General features: G+C 36.0%; 16 protein-coding genes and 1 riboswitch. Of the genes, 4 read left to right on the top strand and 12 right to left on the bottom strand.

Annotated elements, in window-relative coordinates:
• Positions 1-71: 71 nt before the first annotated feature.
• Positions 72-200: a hypothetical protein gene (locus ASU02_RS27230; protein ID WP_269745989.1), complete on the bottom strand. Its 129-nt coding sequence runs from the start codon at positions 198-200 to the stop codon at positions 72-74.
• A 245-nt stretch (positions 201-445) separates the two neighbouring features.
• Between ASU02_RS27230 and ASU02_RS26710 the strand changes: the two genes are divergently transcribed.
• Complete coding sequence (locus ASU02_RS26710) at positions 446-586, top strand: hypothetical protein (protein WP_165571657.1); 141 nt, start codon at positions 446-448, stop codon at positions 584-586.
• A 174-nt stretch (positions 587-760) separates the two neighbouring features.
• Complete coding sequence (locus tag ASU02_RS15625; RefSeq protein WP_057765249.1) at positions 761-988, top strand: hypothetical protein; 228 nt, start codon at positions 761-763, stop codon at positions 986-988.
• Positions 989-1,010: 22 nt separating this feature from the next.
• Here the strand turns inward: ASU02_RS15625 and qoxD are convergent, their stop codons facing one another.
• The 5 genes from qoxD to thiT all read right to left on the bottom strand — a co-directional run bounded on the left by qoxD (position 1,011) and on the right by thiT (position 6,023).
• Positions 1,011-1,292 carry a cytochrome aa3 quinol oxidase subunit IV gene (qoxD, locus tag ASU02_RS15620; RefSeq protein WP_057765248.1) on the bottom strand — a complete coding sequence of 94 codons (282 nt, stop codon included), beginning with the start codon at positions 1,290-1,292 and terminating at the stop codon, positions 1,011-1,013.
• A 1-nt stretch (position 1,293) separates the two neighbouring features.
• The gene (gene qoxC / locus ASU02_RS15615; protein WP_057765246.1) at positions 1,294-1,890 is read right to left on the bottom strand and encodes a cytochrome aa3 quinol oxidase subunit III; all 597 of its coding nucleotides are present in this window, start codon (positions 1,888-1,890) and stop codon (positions 1,294-1,296) included.
• Entirely contained in the window at positions 1,887-3,836 is a 1,950-nt protein-coding gene (gene qoxB, locus ASU02_RS15610; protein ID WP_057765244.1) for a cytochrome aa3 quinol oxidase subunit I, read from the bottom strand. The genes qoxC and qoxB overlap by 4 nt, the downstream gene beginning before the upstream one ends.
• 153 nt (positions 3,837-3,989) lie before the next feature.
• On the bottom strand, positions 3,990-4,913 hold the full coding sequence (qoxA, locus tag ASU02_RS15605; protein ID WP_057765242.1) for a cytochrome aa3 quinol oxidase subunit II: 924 nt from the start codon (positions 4,911-4,913) through the stop codon (positions 3,990-3,992).
• A gap of 510 nt (positions 4,914-5,423) precedes the next feature.
• Positions 5,424-6,023 (bottom strand): energy-coupled thiamine transporter ThiT, encoded by a 600-nt coding sequence (thiT, locus tag ASU02_RS15600; RefSeq protein WP_057765240.1) that lies wholly within the window; start codon positions 6,021-6,023, stop codon positions 5,424-5,426.
• A 63-nt stretch (positions 6,024-6,086) separates the two neighbouring features.
• A riboswitch (TPP riboswitch) is annotated at positions 6,087-6,189 on the bottom strand.
• Positions 6,190-6,376: 187 nt separating this feature from the next.
• Here thiT and ASU02_RS15595 point away from each other — a divergent pair.
• Together ASU02_RS15595 and ASU02_RS15590 are read left to right on the top strand one after the other, a co-directional pair.
• Entirely contained in the window at positions 6,377-8,119 is a 1,743-nt protein-coding gene (locus ASU02_RS15595) for an AAA family ATPase (RefSeq protein ID WP_057765238.1), read from the top strand.
• Positions 8,120-8,286: 167 nt separating this feature from the next.
• The gene (locus ASU02_RS15590) at positions 8,287-9,519 is read left to right on the top strand and encodes an ATP-binding protein (protein ID WP_057765236.1); all 1,233 of its coding nucleotides are present in this window, start codon (positions 8,287-8,289) and stop codon (positions 9,517-9,519) included.
• A 170-nt stretch (positions 9,520-9,689) separates the two neighbouring features.
• Here the strand turns inward: ASU02_RS15590 and menC are convergent, their stop codons facing one another.
• The 6 genes from menC to ASU02_RS15560 form a co-directional block, all read right to left on the bottom strand.
• Positions 9,690-10,796, bottom strand: coding sequence for an o-succinylbenzoate synthase (gene menC, locus ASU02_RS15585; protein WP_057765234.1), 1,107 nt, complete (start codon positions 10,794-10,796; stop codon positions 9,690-9,692).
• A 247-nt stretch (positions 10,797-11,043) separates the two neighbouring features.
• Positions 11,044-11,814, bottom strand: coding sequence for a divergent polysaccharide deacetylase family protein (locus tag ASU02_RS15580; protein ID WP_057765231.1), 771 nt, complete (start codon positions 11,812-11,814; stop codon positions 11,044-11,046).
• A gap of 101 nt (positions 11,815-11,915) precedes the next feature.
• Positions 11,916-12,989 (bottom strand): ABC transporter substrate-binding protein, encoded by a 1,074-nt coding sequence (locus tag ASU02_RS15575; protein ID WP_057765229.1) that lies wholly within the window; start codon positions 12,987-12,989, stop codon positions 11,916-11,918.
• A complete protein-coding gene (locus ASU02_RS15570) occupies positions 12,989-13,789 on the bottom strand; it encodes an ABC transporter permease (protein ID WP_057765227.1) in 801 nt (266 codons plus the stop codon). Before ASU02_RS15570 ends, ASU02_RS15575 begins: the two co-directional genes overlap by 1 nt.
• A complete protein-coding gene (locus tag ASU02_RS15565; protein WP_057765224.1) occupies positions 13,786-14,589 on the bottom strand; it encodes an ABC transporter permease in 804 nt (267 codons plus the stop codon). Before ASU02_RS15565 ends, ASU02_RS15570 begins: the two co-directional genes overlap by 4 nt.
• Positions 14,579-15,685 (bottom strand): ABC transporter ATP-binding protein, encoded by a 1,107-nt coding sequence (locus ASU02_RS15560; RefSeq protein WP_057765222.1) that lies wholly within the window; start codon positions 15,683-15,685, stop codon positions 14,579-14,581. Before ASU02_RS15560 ends, ASU02_RS15565 begins: the two co-directional genes overlap by 11 nt.
• Between the last annotated feature and the right edge of the window lie 145 nt (positions 15,686-15,830).

The raw sequence follows: 15,830 nt of genomic DNA, 5'->3' as shown, positions 1-15,830 counted from the left end.
AATAAAAATGAAAAATAAAAATCCACTCTTAATAAGAGTGGATGGACCTTCTATTTATGGAAATAATGTTTTCACCAGTTCTCTGTTTTTTCAAGTAATGAATCAATTTCGATGTGTCTGATCATATAGTGAAAATCATCGTCTCCTATTTCTTTGGTTGCTTCCAAAAGCTTATCGATATCCATATTTTTCATTTGCATAATCAGACCTTCTTTTCGTATAAAGGTTTTAATTTTATTACAGTATTCGTAAGGTTGAATTGTTTTATGAGGGTTAATGTCCAATTACCCTGTTTTTCCATTTAGTAAACGGTATTTTTCCTTTATTTGAAATCTTGTAGACCATTCACGGACAATAATGGAGGAGAATAATATAAATAAACACAGTAGCACCATTAATGAATGATTACCATGTATGATAATTGAATATTAGTAGGTGTTAGAACATGAAACCAAAGGTAAATTCGAAAGAAATGGCCGAAGTTTTGAAATCTGCATTAACAAAAGGACAAAGTGAAAAACAATTAACCGTTAAGGAACTATTAATGGATATTCGAAAACAATTGGAGACACATTATAAAAAATAACAACCTTCATATACTAAAATGCTTGAAGACTTGAATCTCAACATATCCTGGTCTTCAAGCTATTTTTATTAGTTAAAGCGTTTATAGTTTTTGAAATTGTTAAAATTTTTTCAAAAAAAGTTTGACAATTTTGTGAACAAATAGAATAATTTAAATATAAGGAGGATGAGCAAAATGAATCTTAATTCGAGCTTACTAAGAGCAATAAATATTGTTGGTTTATCGATACTGGCAATTGGCTTCATCATCTTTTCGTTCGGCTTTTTTGGAAATGGCAATAATATATTAACTCCCATTGGGATTGGGACAGTTATGGGTGCAGTATTTATTTTTGTAATGGGGCTATTTTTTGTCGCTACTGAAGAGGTGCTAAACAAAGCAAAAAAAGGAGCATCCATTTAGGGTGCTCCTTTTCTGCATTATGCTACATATCCCAAGAGAAGAGGAATAATGTACCGAATATTGTAATTAAAGCTATGAATATCATGAAATAGACATTCCCATAAATGGACCATTTATCCTTTGTTTCACCCGCATGCATGAATACGATAAGTTGAAGTAATGCTTGAACAAAAGCTGTAACTATCAGAATCGTTAATCCTGCTGTGAATGAAACATCAAGAAAATAAACTGCTAGGGCAATCGCCGTCAAAATTAATGAAAATACAAAGCCCATCACTTGTTTAGCTGGGAATAATTGTTTCATCTTACATCATTCCTTTCAAGTAGATGAAGCTAAAGATAAAGATCCAAACTACATCTAAGAAATGCCAGTAAAGGGAGAAAATAAATGATTTATTCGCTGTTTCAGGTGTCAGTCCTCTTTTCTTTACTTGAAGGATAATCGACAATCCCCAGAACAAACCAAATGTTACGTGAGCTCCATGTGTTCCTAAAGTTGTTAATAAGCTGGCAGTGAATGCACTCGTTTGTAATCCTGCTCCAATGTGAACATAATGTACAAACTCAAATATTTCAAAACCTAGGAATCCTAAACCTAATAGCAGCGTGATGGAAAAAAAGGTAATCATTGCCTTCTTATTTCCTAATCTCATGGCATGAATCCCTAGGCCAATCACAAAACTACTAGTTAAAAGCAAAATGGTTTCAATTAATACAGGCGTTATTTCGAAAATCTCTGCACCGGTAGGACCATTGCCTGTTCGGTGTTCTAATGTGAAAAAGGTTGTAAAAAGTGTTGCGAAAAGCATAATTTCGGCACCAAGGAAAATCCAGAAACCGAAAATATTTAAATTATTTTGGCCAGTACTATATTCGAGAGGTTGCGAGTGATCTATTTTCATAATTTAGCTCCCCCTGTTTTTTCTTCAGTCTCTTTAACTTCTTCTACAGAAATATAACGTCCGTGATCTTTTTCGAATGATCGTAATGCCAAACACGCAAAGATGCCTATCGTTGAAAGAATGACAAGCGGCCAGATGGCAAATACAAACGAAAAGCCCCATACGAAGAAGATTGAACATAAGATAAATGGCATGCCGCTATTATTTGGCATATGAATTTTATCTAACTTATCTGGGAATAGGACATGGCCCTTTTTCTTAGCATCCCAGAATGGTTGAATTGAATTAACTTGCGGTGAAATCGCAAAGTTATATTCAGGAACTGGTGTATTTGTTGCCCATTCTAGAGTACGTGCATCCCATGGGTCTGATCCAATATCTCTTGGAGAATAACGAATACTATAATAAACATTATAAACGATTAAAGCGAAAGCAATTGCCATAATCCCTGCTCCAATGAATGAGATCATGTTCAATGTACCGAAGCCAGTTGCTTCAGAGTATGTGTACATACGACGTGCTTGACCATCTAGACCAGTAATATACATTGGGAAGAATGCAAGAACAAAGCCGATAGAAAGCAGCCAGAACGTCCATTTCCCGATTCGTTCATTTAACATAAAGCCAAACATTTTTGGCCAATAATACGTAAGACCTGCTAGCATCGCAAATACGACACCCGGAATAATTGTATTATGGAAGTGAGCAACTAAGAACATTGTATTATGATATTGGTAATCTGCCGCTGACATCGCAAGCATAACCCCTGTCACTCCGCCAATTGTGAAAAGTGGAATAAAGCCTATTGAATAAAGCATAGGAACGGTAAATCTAATCTTCCCTCTCCACATTGTAAACAGCCAGTTAAAAATCTTAACCCCAGTTGGCACGGCAATTGCCATCGTAGTAATCGAGAAGAAACTATTCGATGCTGCCCCTTGACCCATTGTAAAGAAATGGTGAGCCCATACTAAACATGAAAGTACTGAGATGATTACCATTGAAGCAACCATAGATTTATAGCCATATAAATTTTTGCTTGAGAAGGTAGAGATAATCTCACTGTAAATCCCGAAAGCTGGCAAGATTAAGATATATACTTCAGGGTGTCCCCAAACCCAGAATAGATTTGCCCATAGCATATCCATACCGCCGTTTGCACTTGTAAAGAAATTGGTTGCAAAAAGTCGGTCCATCGTTCCCATAGCAAGAGCTACTGTTAATACAGGGAAAACCGTAACAATGATAAGGTTTGCAACTAAAGTTGCCCAAGTAAACATTGGCATTTTCATCATTGTCATACCAGGTGCTCTCATTTTCATAATAGTTGTGATCATATTAATACCCGTCATTAATGAACCAAGACCAGATATTTGGATCGCAATCATATAATAATTCGTTCCTACCGATTCACTAAATTCATTTCCTGCAAGCGGGAAATATGACGTCCAACCTGCATCAGGTGAACCGCCAATTACGAATGAGATGTTAAATAACATTGCACCCATAAAGAATAACCAGAAACTAATTGCATTTAAACGTGGGAATGCAACATCACGTGCGCCAATTTGTAATGGAACGATATAGTTCATAAAAGCAAAAATGAACGGCATCGCCATAAATATGATCATAACGACCCCATGGGTAGTAAAAATTTCATTATAGTGCTGCGCATCTAGTAATTTATTATCTGGTGCAGCTAGCTGAGCACGCATCATGATGGCGTCTACGCCTCCACGGAAAAGCATCAGCAAGGCAGAGATTAAATACATTAAACCAATTCGTTTATGATCAACAGTTGTTAACCATTCACGCCATAGGTAGCCCCATTTTTTAAAATAGGTTAATCCAGCAATGATCGCAATCACAGTAAGAGCAATAACAACCATTGATGCATAAATTACCGGACTTGGATGAGGTATGGCAAATCGTTCAAAGAATTCCATCCGTAAGTTTCTCCTTTCGAAACAAATAATTTTCAAATAGATAATTATTTAATTTAGTTATTTAAATATTCAAATAGGGTATAAGATCAGGTCCGGTGTCCAAACAACATAATCAGCTGGAACAATGAACCTGTCCCCCTGCCCCTACTATTCTTAATGATTGCTGTGATTTGAGTGGTTTTCTTCTGAATCCACTGTTTTTGAATGACCTTCATGTGACTCTTCAGTTGAGTCAGTTTGAGATGATCCATGATCATGTTCTGGTGGTGGAGCAAACTCCAAATGAGTTCCAGTAAATGTCATTTGGCCAAGATGTCCAGGCTTAAGTAATTCATTATATTTTTCTTTAGAAAGTGGATCAGCCGTTTCTTTTACTTCCTTTACCCAATCATCAAAATCTTTTTGAGACATGGCAGTCACATTGAATGCATTTTCAGCAAATCCTTTCCCGCTGAAGTTTGCATTACGTCCCATAAATTCGCCCGGTTCATCAGCAGCTAAGTGCAATGTTGTAATCATGTCAGCCATCGCATATTTTTGACCGCCTAACTGAGGAATCCAGAAACTTGTAATTGGTCCATTTGAATATAATTTAAATTCTAGTGCTCGGTCTGTTGGTATATATAAATAGTTGACGGTCTCAATATTTTCCTCAGGATAACTAAAGTGCCATTTCCAGTTTGATGAAGAAGCATAGACAATTAATGGTTCTTGTTCTTCATAGCCCTTTGGAGCAGACTCAACGATGTAGTTACTTTGTACGGATACGAAGGAAAGATAAGCAACGATAATTACGGGAATACCTACACAAATTGCTTCTACCCAAGGATTTCCTTCCATGTGTGGTGGTTCATAGTCTTCACTTTGTTTTGAAGCTCTAAATTTCACCAACACATATATTAAAATAGCAAAAACAACAATAACAACTACCGACATAATTCCAATCGATAATAAAATGTCGCTGGCTTGCCTTTCAGCTTGAGGCCCTTTAGGATCGAAGACCGCTAATGGTTCACACCCTGTTAACACAGTGACAATAGTGAAAAATACCGCTAATACAGCCCATTTCAATTTCATAACGGGGCTCCTTTCTTATTAGAAATAATAAATTTCAATTATTGTGTACATATTTTCACAATCTTCAACAAATGAACATCTAAAAATGTTCTTGCTGGTTCATTTACAATATTACCACGTTGTTAACTAAAAGAATGTGACAAATAAGCGAAGGAATATTTTTACTTTATTGGAGCTACAAATATATTAAAATAACAATGAATACTGATGAACATTGCTTTTAAGCTACCTTCTTAGAGAAATAAATGGTTATTGAAGGGGTATAATATTTCAAAAGTTGTTCACATATTTGTAGATTTTTTAAAAGTTCATATTACTCCCCTGTTACTTTCGGCAACTTATTTTTCTAAGATAATGCTTATTTTTCCATATTGAACATGTATTTCCAGTAATTACTCCTAACTTTCATAAATTTATCCTTCCGAATACTTTCTGACTGAAATAGTATGACACACCATTTTAAATATATAAAAAATCCTCTCTATAAAATATAGAGAGGATTAAAATATCTTACGAAGCTTTGTTATGCGGTAAAGCAATAGGTTCATTTTTTCTAATAATTAGTCGTGGTGCAGTGGAAACAACTATTACGGTAACAATTGAACAGAGAACCCATGATCCAAGTGCTGTTGCACCATTTACTGCAAAAGAAAATAGAAACGGTGACATCCCTTCTGGTGCATAGCTGCCAAAAAATAAAATACCAGCTAAGAAATGCCAGAAATATCGTGCAAGGCTTCCGACAAATATGGCAGCTACAATCCATGCAAGTGCAATTTTCTTTTTTCCATATCTCAGATGTTTTTGAATGGATTTGAAAAATAGACCTGCAAACCCAATGAATGCAAACGCTAAGACATATTCAATAAATGTTTGTATCGGTGTTACGATCCAAGCATCCCCCAACACAATTTGCAGAATTCCCCACATAAATCCAGAAATCAAACTTACCCGAAATCCCCAACGAAAGGCCAAAATAAAGATTGGCAGCATGGCAACTGAAATTGAAATATTAGGTGTTGGTTTGATTGAAGGCAATAAATCCAAAATAATAGCAAATGCCGCAAAAAAAGAAGCCTCAATCAATGCGATTAAACTTAATTTTTTCATAAAAAAAATCTCCCCTTTACAAATGTACGACACCTCAAGGGGAGAATAGTAAATAAAACAAAAAAACTATTCATTCCACATTCCTGCGCTAGAATTATCTAACAGGTTCGAAGGGTCAGAACAAATAAATGTTCACTCTCAGCATTTTGCTCCCCTTGTGGTTACGTATATTCCATTTATCCTATGTAATTATATCTTGCTTTCCAACATTTGTGAAGGGTAAATTAAACAATTTAGGTTATCGCTTCCATTACTCATATTTTACATTGTTTTCTATTTTTTACATTAATCATCCACTACACATAAATAGTATTCGTATTTATAATGAGAAGGTACAATGAGGAGGGAAAAAGTTGAAATTAAATAGGAGAAAAGCTTCAACAATTGTTCCGATTATTGTAGGTCTTTTAGTCATTGCAACAGCCATCTTTTTTGTTATGCAGGATGGTTATAAATCTGAAACAATCCCCTATTCATCAGTTGAAGAACTAATAGCCTCGCAAAATGGTGAATTAGTTACGATAAATGAACATATTAATGGAAAACTAACGATAATTACAGGCGATGGTGAATTTATTTCGCATGTACCGCCGAATAGTCAAATGATTAATAAATTAGTAGAAAACTATCATGTAGAATATACATTTTCATCTACTAGTCCATATACACCATGGATTTTAGGCGGGCTAGTTGTATTAGTAATTGCTATCGGCATTTATTTATATAAGTCTGGCAAAGGCGGACTTGGTACTGCAAATACGATGAAGCAAAGTGTGTCAAAGGCAAAACCGCTTCCATCTATCTCTCTTTCAGATGTTGGCGGAATTCAAGGAGAGATGAAAGACGAGATTATGCAGACTCTCTCTATTTTAAAAGAACCGGAACAAGCAGTTCAAATGGGTTTGAAGCCGCCAAAAGGGATCCTATTATATGGTCCTCCTGGAACTGGGAAAACACTGCTCGCACAAGCAATTGCTAAGGAGCTGGGTGCGACATTCTTCTCAACGAGCGGTTCAGCATTTAATGAAATGTTTGTAGGTGTTGGTGCTTCCCGCGTTCGAACATTGTTTCAAAATGCAAGGAAGCATAAACCTGCTGTTGTGTTTATAGACGAAGTCGACGCCCTTGCCGGTAAAAGAAAGCAGCATGGCGGTGAAGAAAGCGAAAAGACATTAACAGAGCTTCTAGTTCAGTTGGATGGTGGACACTCTAATGATGGCATTCTTTTCATAGCTGCAACAAATCGAAAAGATATGCTGGATGATGCCTTTTTACGACCAGGCCGGATTGACTTTTCTTTTCATGTACCTCTTCCAGATACAAAAGGAAGAAAAGAAATCATCGAGATTCATACAAAAAATAGAAAATTGGCGGCAAATGTCATAAGTTCTCTTGAAGAACTTGCTGAAAGCACTTCTGGTTTTTCCGGAGCAGATCTTCAATCACTATTTGAAACAGCCAGTCGTAGGGCTGTGCAAAATGGCCAGGAAAGTATTACGAAAGAAGATATTGATTTTGCTTTAGACAGAACTGTTCTTGGGAGCTCAACCCGAGCACTTCAGGACGCAGAAACAAAAAGACGAGTTGCTATTCATGAATCAGGACATGCTTTAGTTGCAGCAATTACAAAGCCTGGTTCTGTTCGTAAGGCTACAATTATTCCCCGTGGACAAGCACTTGGTTATGTAGCACCGGTCCCAAAAGAAATGCATCTGTCGACTACTAGCGAAATGCTTGATCAAGTTGCAATGATTTTGGCTGGCGGTGTTGCAGAAAGACATATTCTAGGGGAGCACAGCATTGGTGTTGGCGGCGATGTTCAGCAAGCCAAACAAGTGATTGAACAAATGGTTGATACTGGCCTACTTGATGATGGCTTTACATTAACTTTTAACAAGGCAGATAAAGAAGCAAAAATGCAAGAGCTATTTCAAAAAGCTTTAAAGAGATCAGAAAAGCTAATAGAAACAAACCAAGTTCAATTCGACAACCTAGTTGAAGCTCTCTTGAAACTAGAGACTTTGGATGGATCTGAAGTGCAAACAATTGTGAATTCTACTCCATCCGCTGAATACAAGGAAGCAGTTCTTACGTAATTTATACCGGCTCATGAAGAGCCGGTTATTTTTAATTGTCGAGTATTGTAAAATATTAAGGAATTATTTTTCCGGTTCATTCAACAATAATCTACATAATATAAAGGATTCCTCACCCTTTTTGTTTAATTAGATATGGAATAATTAGACTTGGAGGAATGGTTCTCTTGAAGTATTTTGTAGCAGAGTTAATTTTTCATTTCTTTATTATGATGATGATCCCTTTTGTAAATATCATTCTCAGCAGATACAAAAAGGAAATGAAAACAAGGATTATTTTTCTTATTACGATTCTATTTTCACTCCTACTGTCTATGTCGTTTCCTGTAAGAGTAGCTGAGGGAATTGCATTTGATTTGAAATTCATCCCTATTTTTATTGCTTTTTTCTACATAGGACCACTTGGTGGCGGTCTTGCGATAGGTGCTTTATTGGGAGTAAATATACTAGGAGAGCTTAAAGAATTTTTGTTATTACTATTAAATTATTTATTAATCATTCCCCTATTTGGATCCGTTTACAACTATTATCAAAGAACTAACCCTTGGAGAAAACTATTTATTGGTGTCGCGTTCTATATTCTTATAACTGGTACTCGTATAATTGCACTTGTACAATCTGGACAATCTGATGATTTCTTATATCTATTCTCCTTTTCACTTCTATCAATACTAACACTTGCAATCATAATTTATTTAATCGAAATGAATAAGCTGCAGCTAGCCATGCTGGAACAATTGCAAAATGCAGATAAATTGAATGCAGTAAGTCAGCTTGCGGCTTCAGTTGCACATGAAATTCGTAATCCAATGACAACAATCCGAGGCTTTTTGCAAATCATGAAGGACGAAACGAACTTAACATCTAAACAAGGGATGTTTATCTCTGTTTCACTTGATGAATTGGACCGGACACAGAAAATAATCGGAGATTTTCTATCCCTTGCACGCCCTGTAAACCATTTTTGCGAGCCCATTCCTCTTTCGCAAACATTAACGGATGTTGCAGAATTTATGCATCCATTTGCTGTCATGTCTAATGTTAATCTAATTACAAATATTGAAGAAAAATTAATTATTAATGGAAATATAAATGAATGCAAGCAGTTATTAATCAATTTAATTAAGAATGGGATTGAGGCAATGCCATCTGGCGGCAATCTAGAATTATTCGCTTACAAAGAAAATGGGCATGTAAGAATTAGTATTATCGATGAAGGAATTGGTATCGATCCGATTCAAATAAAGCAGCTTGGCCAGCCATATTATTCAACCAAGACAAAAGGAACGGGACTTGGTTTAATGATTTGTTTTGATATCATTAAACGGATGAATGGCGATTACCAAATTAGCAGCAAAGAGAAGGAGGGAACGACCTTTCAAATGATATTCCCTTTGTAACCCCTTCTATCCTCAATAACTGACAATATCTTTAGCATACGACAAAATCAGACTAGCTGGATGACGATTTTAATAAGGAAATGTCTGAATCTGCGCTTTCCCGAGAAATATTGATTGAATATTTCGTAACTTAATACAACTCCCAGGATCCACATGTTCCTGGGAGCTTTTTAAGAAAATAATTTTTCATTACAAGTATATTGCCGGATGATCTCTTTATTAGGCACAAAACCTATGCCAGGATGATCAGGAACATTAATATATCCATTTTCTACTGTCACCTCTGGGTTAATGATATCCTTTTCCCAATAATGAGAAGAACCAGCTGTATCACCAGGCAAAATAAAATTCGATAATGTAGTTAATGCAATATTATGCGCTCTTCCAATGCCAGCTTCAAGCATGCCCCCACACCATACAGGAATCTTGTTTTCTTTACATAGATTATGAATTCTTTTCGCCTCTGTTAGTCCCCCTACCCTGCCAATTTTTATATTAATTATTTGACAAGCGTTCAATTCAATTGCTAGCCGCGCATCCTCAAACGAATGAATGCTTTCATCCAAACAAATCGGTGTAGTAATTTCCCTTTGAAGTTTTGCGTGATCGATAAAGTCATTTGCAGCAAATGGCTGTTCAATCATCATTAACCCATATTCATCCATTGATTTAAACAGATCGATATCATTTAACGTGTATGCAGAGTTTGCATCAGCCATTAATGGGACTTTTGGGAAATGCTTGCGGATTTCTCGAATGACCCCAAGGTCCCAGCCTGGTTTAATTTTTACCTTCATTCGCTTGTACCCTTTTGCTGTATACCCATCAATTAATTGTAAAAGATCATCAATAGTTTTTTGAATACCAATGCTTATTCCTACTTCTATTTTCGCCTTATTTCCTCCAAGAGCTTTGGTTAAGCTAATCCCTTTTTCTTTCGCGTATAAGTCCCATACTGCCCCCTCAATTGTTGATTTGGCCATATTATTTTTTCTAATGGATGAGAGTAGATCTGATACTTGATCTGGATGGTTAAACTCCTTGTTTAATACTGCCGGGATAATAAAATCCTCGAGCATATGCCAATTTGTCTTTACTGTTTCTTCTGTATACCATGGCGTGTCAAAGGCTACAGATTCTCCCCATCCGATATTCTCATTTTCGGATTTCGCTTCAAGGAGGAGAAATTCTTTATCTTGCATTGTACCAAAACTTGTTGAAAAAGGAGATTTCATTTTCATCTTTAAATGACGTAAAGTGATTTCACGAATCTTCATAGTACACCTCAATTACTAAACATTTCTTATCATCTTTAATAATAGTGGAAAACTCATTTCCTTTCACTAAAAGTGTGTGAACTAGAATCTTTTTTTCACTAAAACATATACTAAAATTATAGCCGTCCACCTCTTCTACCTTCGCAGCGACTGCGGGACTAACCAGATCAGAATGTGGGCGGCTTCTAAATATTTCCTGTAAAAAAAGAAACAACCTTGTAAACGTACAATAAGGTTGTTTCTTTTCTTATATCCCTTCATCTAATAACTCATAGCCAGGAATGAGCTTAGAAAGCGGTACAAGTTCTGCTTTGTTTTTATAAACTGGAATATATGCTTCCAATACACTGGCCATAATTGGACCAGAAATACCGACATGTCCAATTGCAATTAATTGATCACTTTTATTCAATTTTCCAGCTAATAGGTTCGCTTGTTTTGTTACATGGCGTGTTGTATATACGTCATCAAAAAATAAGTTATTTTCTAGAAATGGAACGTCTAGTTGTTGTGCAATCTTTCCTGCAACACTATTTGACGTTGTTTTGCTATCGAGATAAAAAAATCCAAATTCTTTACAGACTTCCATGACAATTCTCATAACCCTCTCATCCTCTGTTGCTTTCGAGCCCATATGATGATTCATGCCGATTGCATGCGGAACATCCTTAATAGCAGCGACTACTCGATTTCTAATTTCTTCATCACTAAGGTCTGTTGTGATAGCACCAGGGCCGAGCCAGCTTTTCTTTCCTTTTTTTGGCTCCATAGGCAAATGAACAATCACATCATGTCCATTTCGTTTTGCAAGTTCTGCGTCTGCTTTTGTACTTGGCATAAAGGGCATAATTGCAGCAGTTAAGGTGATCGGAAGCTGTAAAATTTCTTCTGTTCCCTCCATATGGTTTCCAAGGTCATCAATTACAATGGCTAGTTCTCTCTTTATATGAGGAGCTTCCGCAGATATGGGCTGGATATGAGAAAAAAGAAGAATAAATAAGAAAAGCATCTGTTTCATTTCATCACTCCTTTTTCCATTAATTTCTCCAATATTCTTTAAGAATATGATAAGTGCTGATATAAAAAAACTGACCAGCTAATGGCCAGTCAGTTTCACAATTATTTTGTATGCATTTTAAATTCAAGAAAAAGATCATTGTAATGAGCGAGCATCCTTTTTCCTAGGTTTTCATATACCTCGAGCTTTGAAGTCATTTCTTCATCTGGATAAAATCGTTCGTCACTTACTACTTCTTCATCCATGAATTTTAATGCTTCTTTATTTGGTGTTGAATAGCCGACATAGTCTGTGTTCTGAGCTGCTACTTCTGGATCTAGCATAAAATTAATAAATGCATGTGCAGCCTCGACATTTTTTGCAGTTTTTGGGATGACCATATTATCAAACCATAAGTTTGATCCTTCTTCTGGGATTACGTATTCGACATTCTCATTTTCCCACATAATTTCTTGAGCAGTCCCAGACCAGACAAGTCCGATCGCTGCTTCTTCATTTTGTAATAATAAACGGTTTTCGTCCCCAACAATCGCCTTTATATTAGGTGTTAATGCATCTATCTTTTCTTTTGCTTCTTGAAGATGATCTTTGTTTTTATCATTTAATGAATAGCCTAAGCTATTTAATGACATACCTAACACTTCACGTGCACTATCAACCAGCAAAATTTGATTCTTAAATGCCGGATCCCAAAGGTCATTCCAGCTAGTTAGTTCACGATCTCCAAGTATTTTCGTGTTGTATAAAATGCCAACTGTTCCCCAAAAATAAGGAATCGAATATTTGTTCCCGTGATCAAATGGCAAATCTAAGAAACGGGAATCAAGATATTGAAAATTAGGGAGCTTAGAATGATCGATTGGAAGAAGCAGATCCTCTTGAATCATTTTATCAATGATGTACTCAGAAGGGACGGCAATATCATAGGCAGTCCCTCCCTGCTCGATTTTCGTCAGCATGGCCTCATTAGAATCAAACGTCTCATAAATGACCTTTATTCCAGTTTCCTCTTCAAATTGTTTAATTAGGTCTTCATCGATATAATCGCCCCAGTTAAAAATAGTAAGCGTATTTCCGCTCGTATATCCCTGAGATGAGTTAAGCCTAAAAACAATAAATATTAAAATAAACGAAACAATTAATACGGCTAATAATGCACGAATCAGCTCTTTCATTATCTAACCCCCATTCTGCCTGGCTTGTTATTACGTTTAGTGATGAAGTAATAACCGACTACTAGGAGCATAGTGAAAATAAATAAAAGTGTAGAAAGAGCATTAATATTTAATGAAACGCCTCTTCTGGCAAGTGAATAAATTTCTACTGATAAGGTAGTAAAGCCATTCCCGGTTACAAAAAAGGTAACGGCAAAATCATCTAATGAATATGTTAATGCCATGAAAAAACCTGCGAAAATCCCTGGTGTAATATAAGGAAGCACGACTTTTGTCAACACATCCCAGCGGCTAGCACCTAGATCAAGAGCCGCATAAATCATTGATGTGTTCATTTCTTCAATTTTTGGCAGTACCATAATAACAACGATTGGCACACTAAAAGCAATATGAGCTAGTAATACGGAGATAAATCCTAGCTTAATACCAACCATCGTAAATAAAATTAAAAAGGATGCACCAATAATAACATCTGGACTGACAATTAAAACATTATTCAGTGAAAGCAATGTGTTTTTCACTCTTCTTCTTCTTGCATAATAGATAGCTAATGCACCTGCAACCCCAAGTATTGTTGAAATTGCAGCTGAAAGCAGAGCTATAATAGCTGTATTTAGAACGATGATCAACAGTCTTGAATCGCCAAATAACTCCTTGTACCAATCAAGTGTAAATCCTTCAAAATGATACATCGTTCCCCCACTATTAAAAGAATAAAACATTAAATATAATATCGGGGCATACAGAATGAAAAACATAATGACTAAATAAACTGTTGATAGTTTAGATAATTTTTTCATAAGATCCCCCGCTTTCTCTTCCCAGTGAGAATCATAATTAGTACCATAGCAATGATTAAGAAGACGGCGATCGTTGCCCCCATCCCCCAGTCTTGAGTAACTAAGAAATGCTGTTCAATGGCAGTACCAAGTGTAATTACTCGATTTCCAGCTATTAATCTTGTAAGCATGAACAGTGACAGGGCTGGAATGAAGACAATTTGACACCCAGATTTTACTCCATCAATTGTCAGCGGGAAAATGACCCGCAAAAAAGTTGTCCATTTTGAAGCACCAAGGTCATTGGATGCATCAACTAGTGAAGGATTCAATTCATCCAACGCGTTAAAAATAGGCAAAATCATAAATGGCAAGAAAATATAAACAGAAACAAAGATAAAGCTAAAATCTGTGAAAAGGATTTGCTTCGTCCCAATCCCAATTACTTCAAGGAAGCTATTTGCAGCTCCGTATGTTCCGAATATACCAATGAATGCGTAAGCTTTTAGCAATAAATTGATCCAAGAAGGAAGGATAATTAATAATAATAAAAGCTGCTTATGCTTTGTTTTTGTAAGCAAGTAAGCAATTGGATACGCTACAAGTAATGTGAACAATGTAATTAAAAAGGCATACCAAAAAGAACTAAACGTCATTTTCAAATAAACCGGTGTAAAAAACTTTTTATAATTATCAAGCGTAAATTGTCCATCAATGTCGAAAAATGAGTAATAAAGAACCAAGAGAATCGGCATAACGACAAAAAGGGCGATCCAAATAACATATGGAATGAGGTAAAAATTCCGTGATTTACTTTTCATAGCTTCCCTCTTCATATGCTTCTAGTCGTTTGTCGAATTCCTCTTCCGTCTCCCCATGTCTCATAACATGAATGGCCTCGGGATCAAACGTGAGGCCAATTTCCTCACCAACGATTGCCTTCCTTGTTGAATGGACAAGCCATTCATTGCCATCCTGGTCATTACAGCTAATTTCATAGTGGACCCCACGGAATAATTGAGAATCAACATGCACACGAAGCTTCCCATTTTCTGGCATCGTAATTTCTAAATCCTCCGGTCGAATAACAATTTCGACTGCCTCATTTGGATCAAAACCACCATCAACACATTCAAACGTTTTTCCAGCAAATTGTACAGAAAAATCTTTTAACATAACGCCTGGAACAATATTTGATTCTCCGATAAAGTCTGCAACAAATCGGTTAATAGGTTCATCATAAATATCTGTTGGCGTTCCACTTTGTTCAATATTGCCATTATTAAGGACAAAGATTTCATCAGACATGGCAAGTGCCTCTTCTTGGTCATGTGTAACGAAAATAAAAGTAATTCCAAGTCTTCGCTGCAATTCACGTAGTTCATATTGCATTTCTGTACGCAATTTCAGGTCAAGAGCCGATAATGGTTCATCCAAAAGAATAACTTCTGGTTCATTAACAATCGCACGTGCGATAGCTACACGCTGACGCTGTCCGCCTGACATTTCTTTAATTTCTCTTTTCTCATATCCTTCAAGGTTGACAAATCTTAATGCTTCTTTTACTTTTCTATCAATCTCATTGTTTTTTAGCTTCTTTATTCTTAATCCGAAAGCCACGTTTTCATATACATTTAAATGTGGAAACAATGCATAGTCCTGAAAAACTGTATTCACTTGCCGTTTATTTGCAGGTACGTCGTTAACAATTTTTCCATTAATGAAAATTTTTCCATTGGACGGCTCAATAAATCCAGCTATCAATCTCAAAATTGTTGTTTTCCCACAGCCAGACGGTCCTAAAAGTGTATAGAATTTCCCTCTTTCAATTTCAAAGCTTACATCGTTCAAGACTGGTGGGTCATTATCATATTGCTTCGTTACTTGTTCAAAACGAATTATTGTATGATCTGTCATTTTTATCTCCTTCAATCATTTAGTGTATGTTTGAATTCATCGAAAAAAATCGAAAAAACATATAACAAACATTCAAACGTAATAATACCATATTCCAATACGAACAGGCAGATTTTTATAGAAAATTTTGCATAATAAAGAACGA

The organism is Cytobacillus praedii (genome assembly GCF_001439605.1).
GTDB classification, from domain to species: Bacteria; Bacillota; Bacilli; order Bacillales; family Cytobacillaceae; genus Cytobacillus; species Cytobacillus praedii.
Note: the sequence above shows the minus strand (reverse complement) of the source record. Positions and strands in the feature narration are given on the sequence as shown.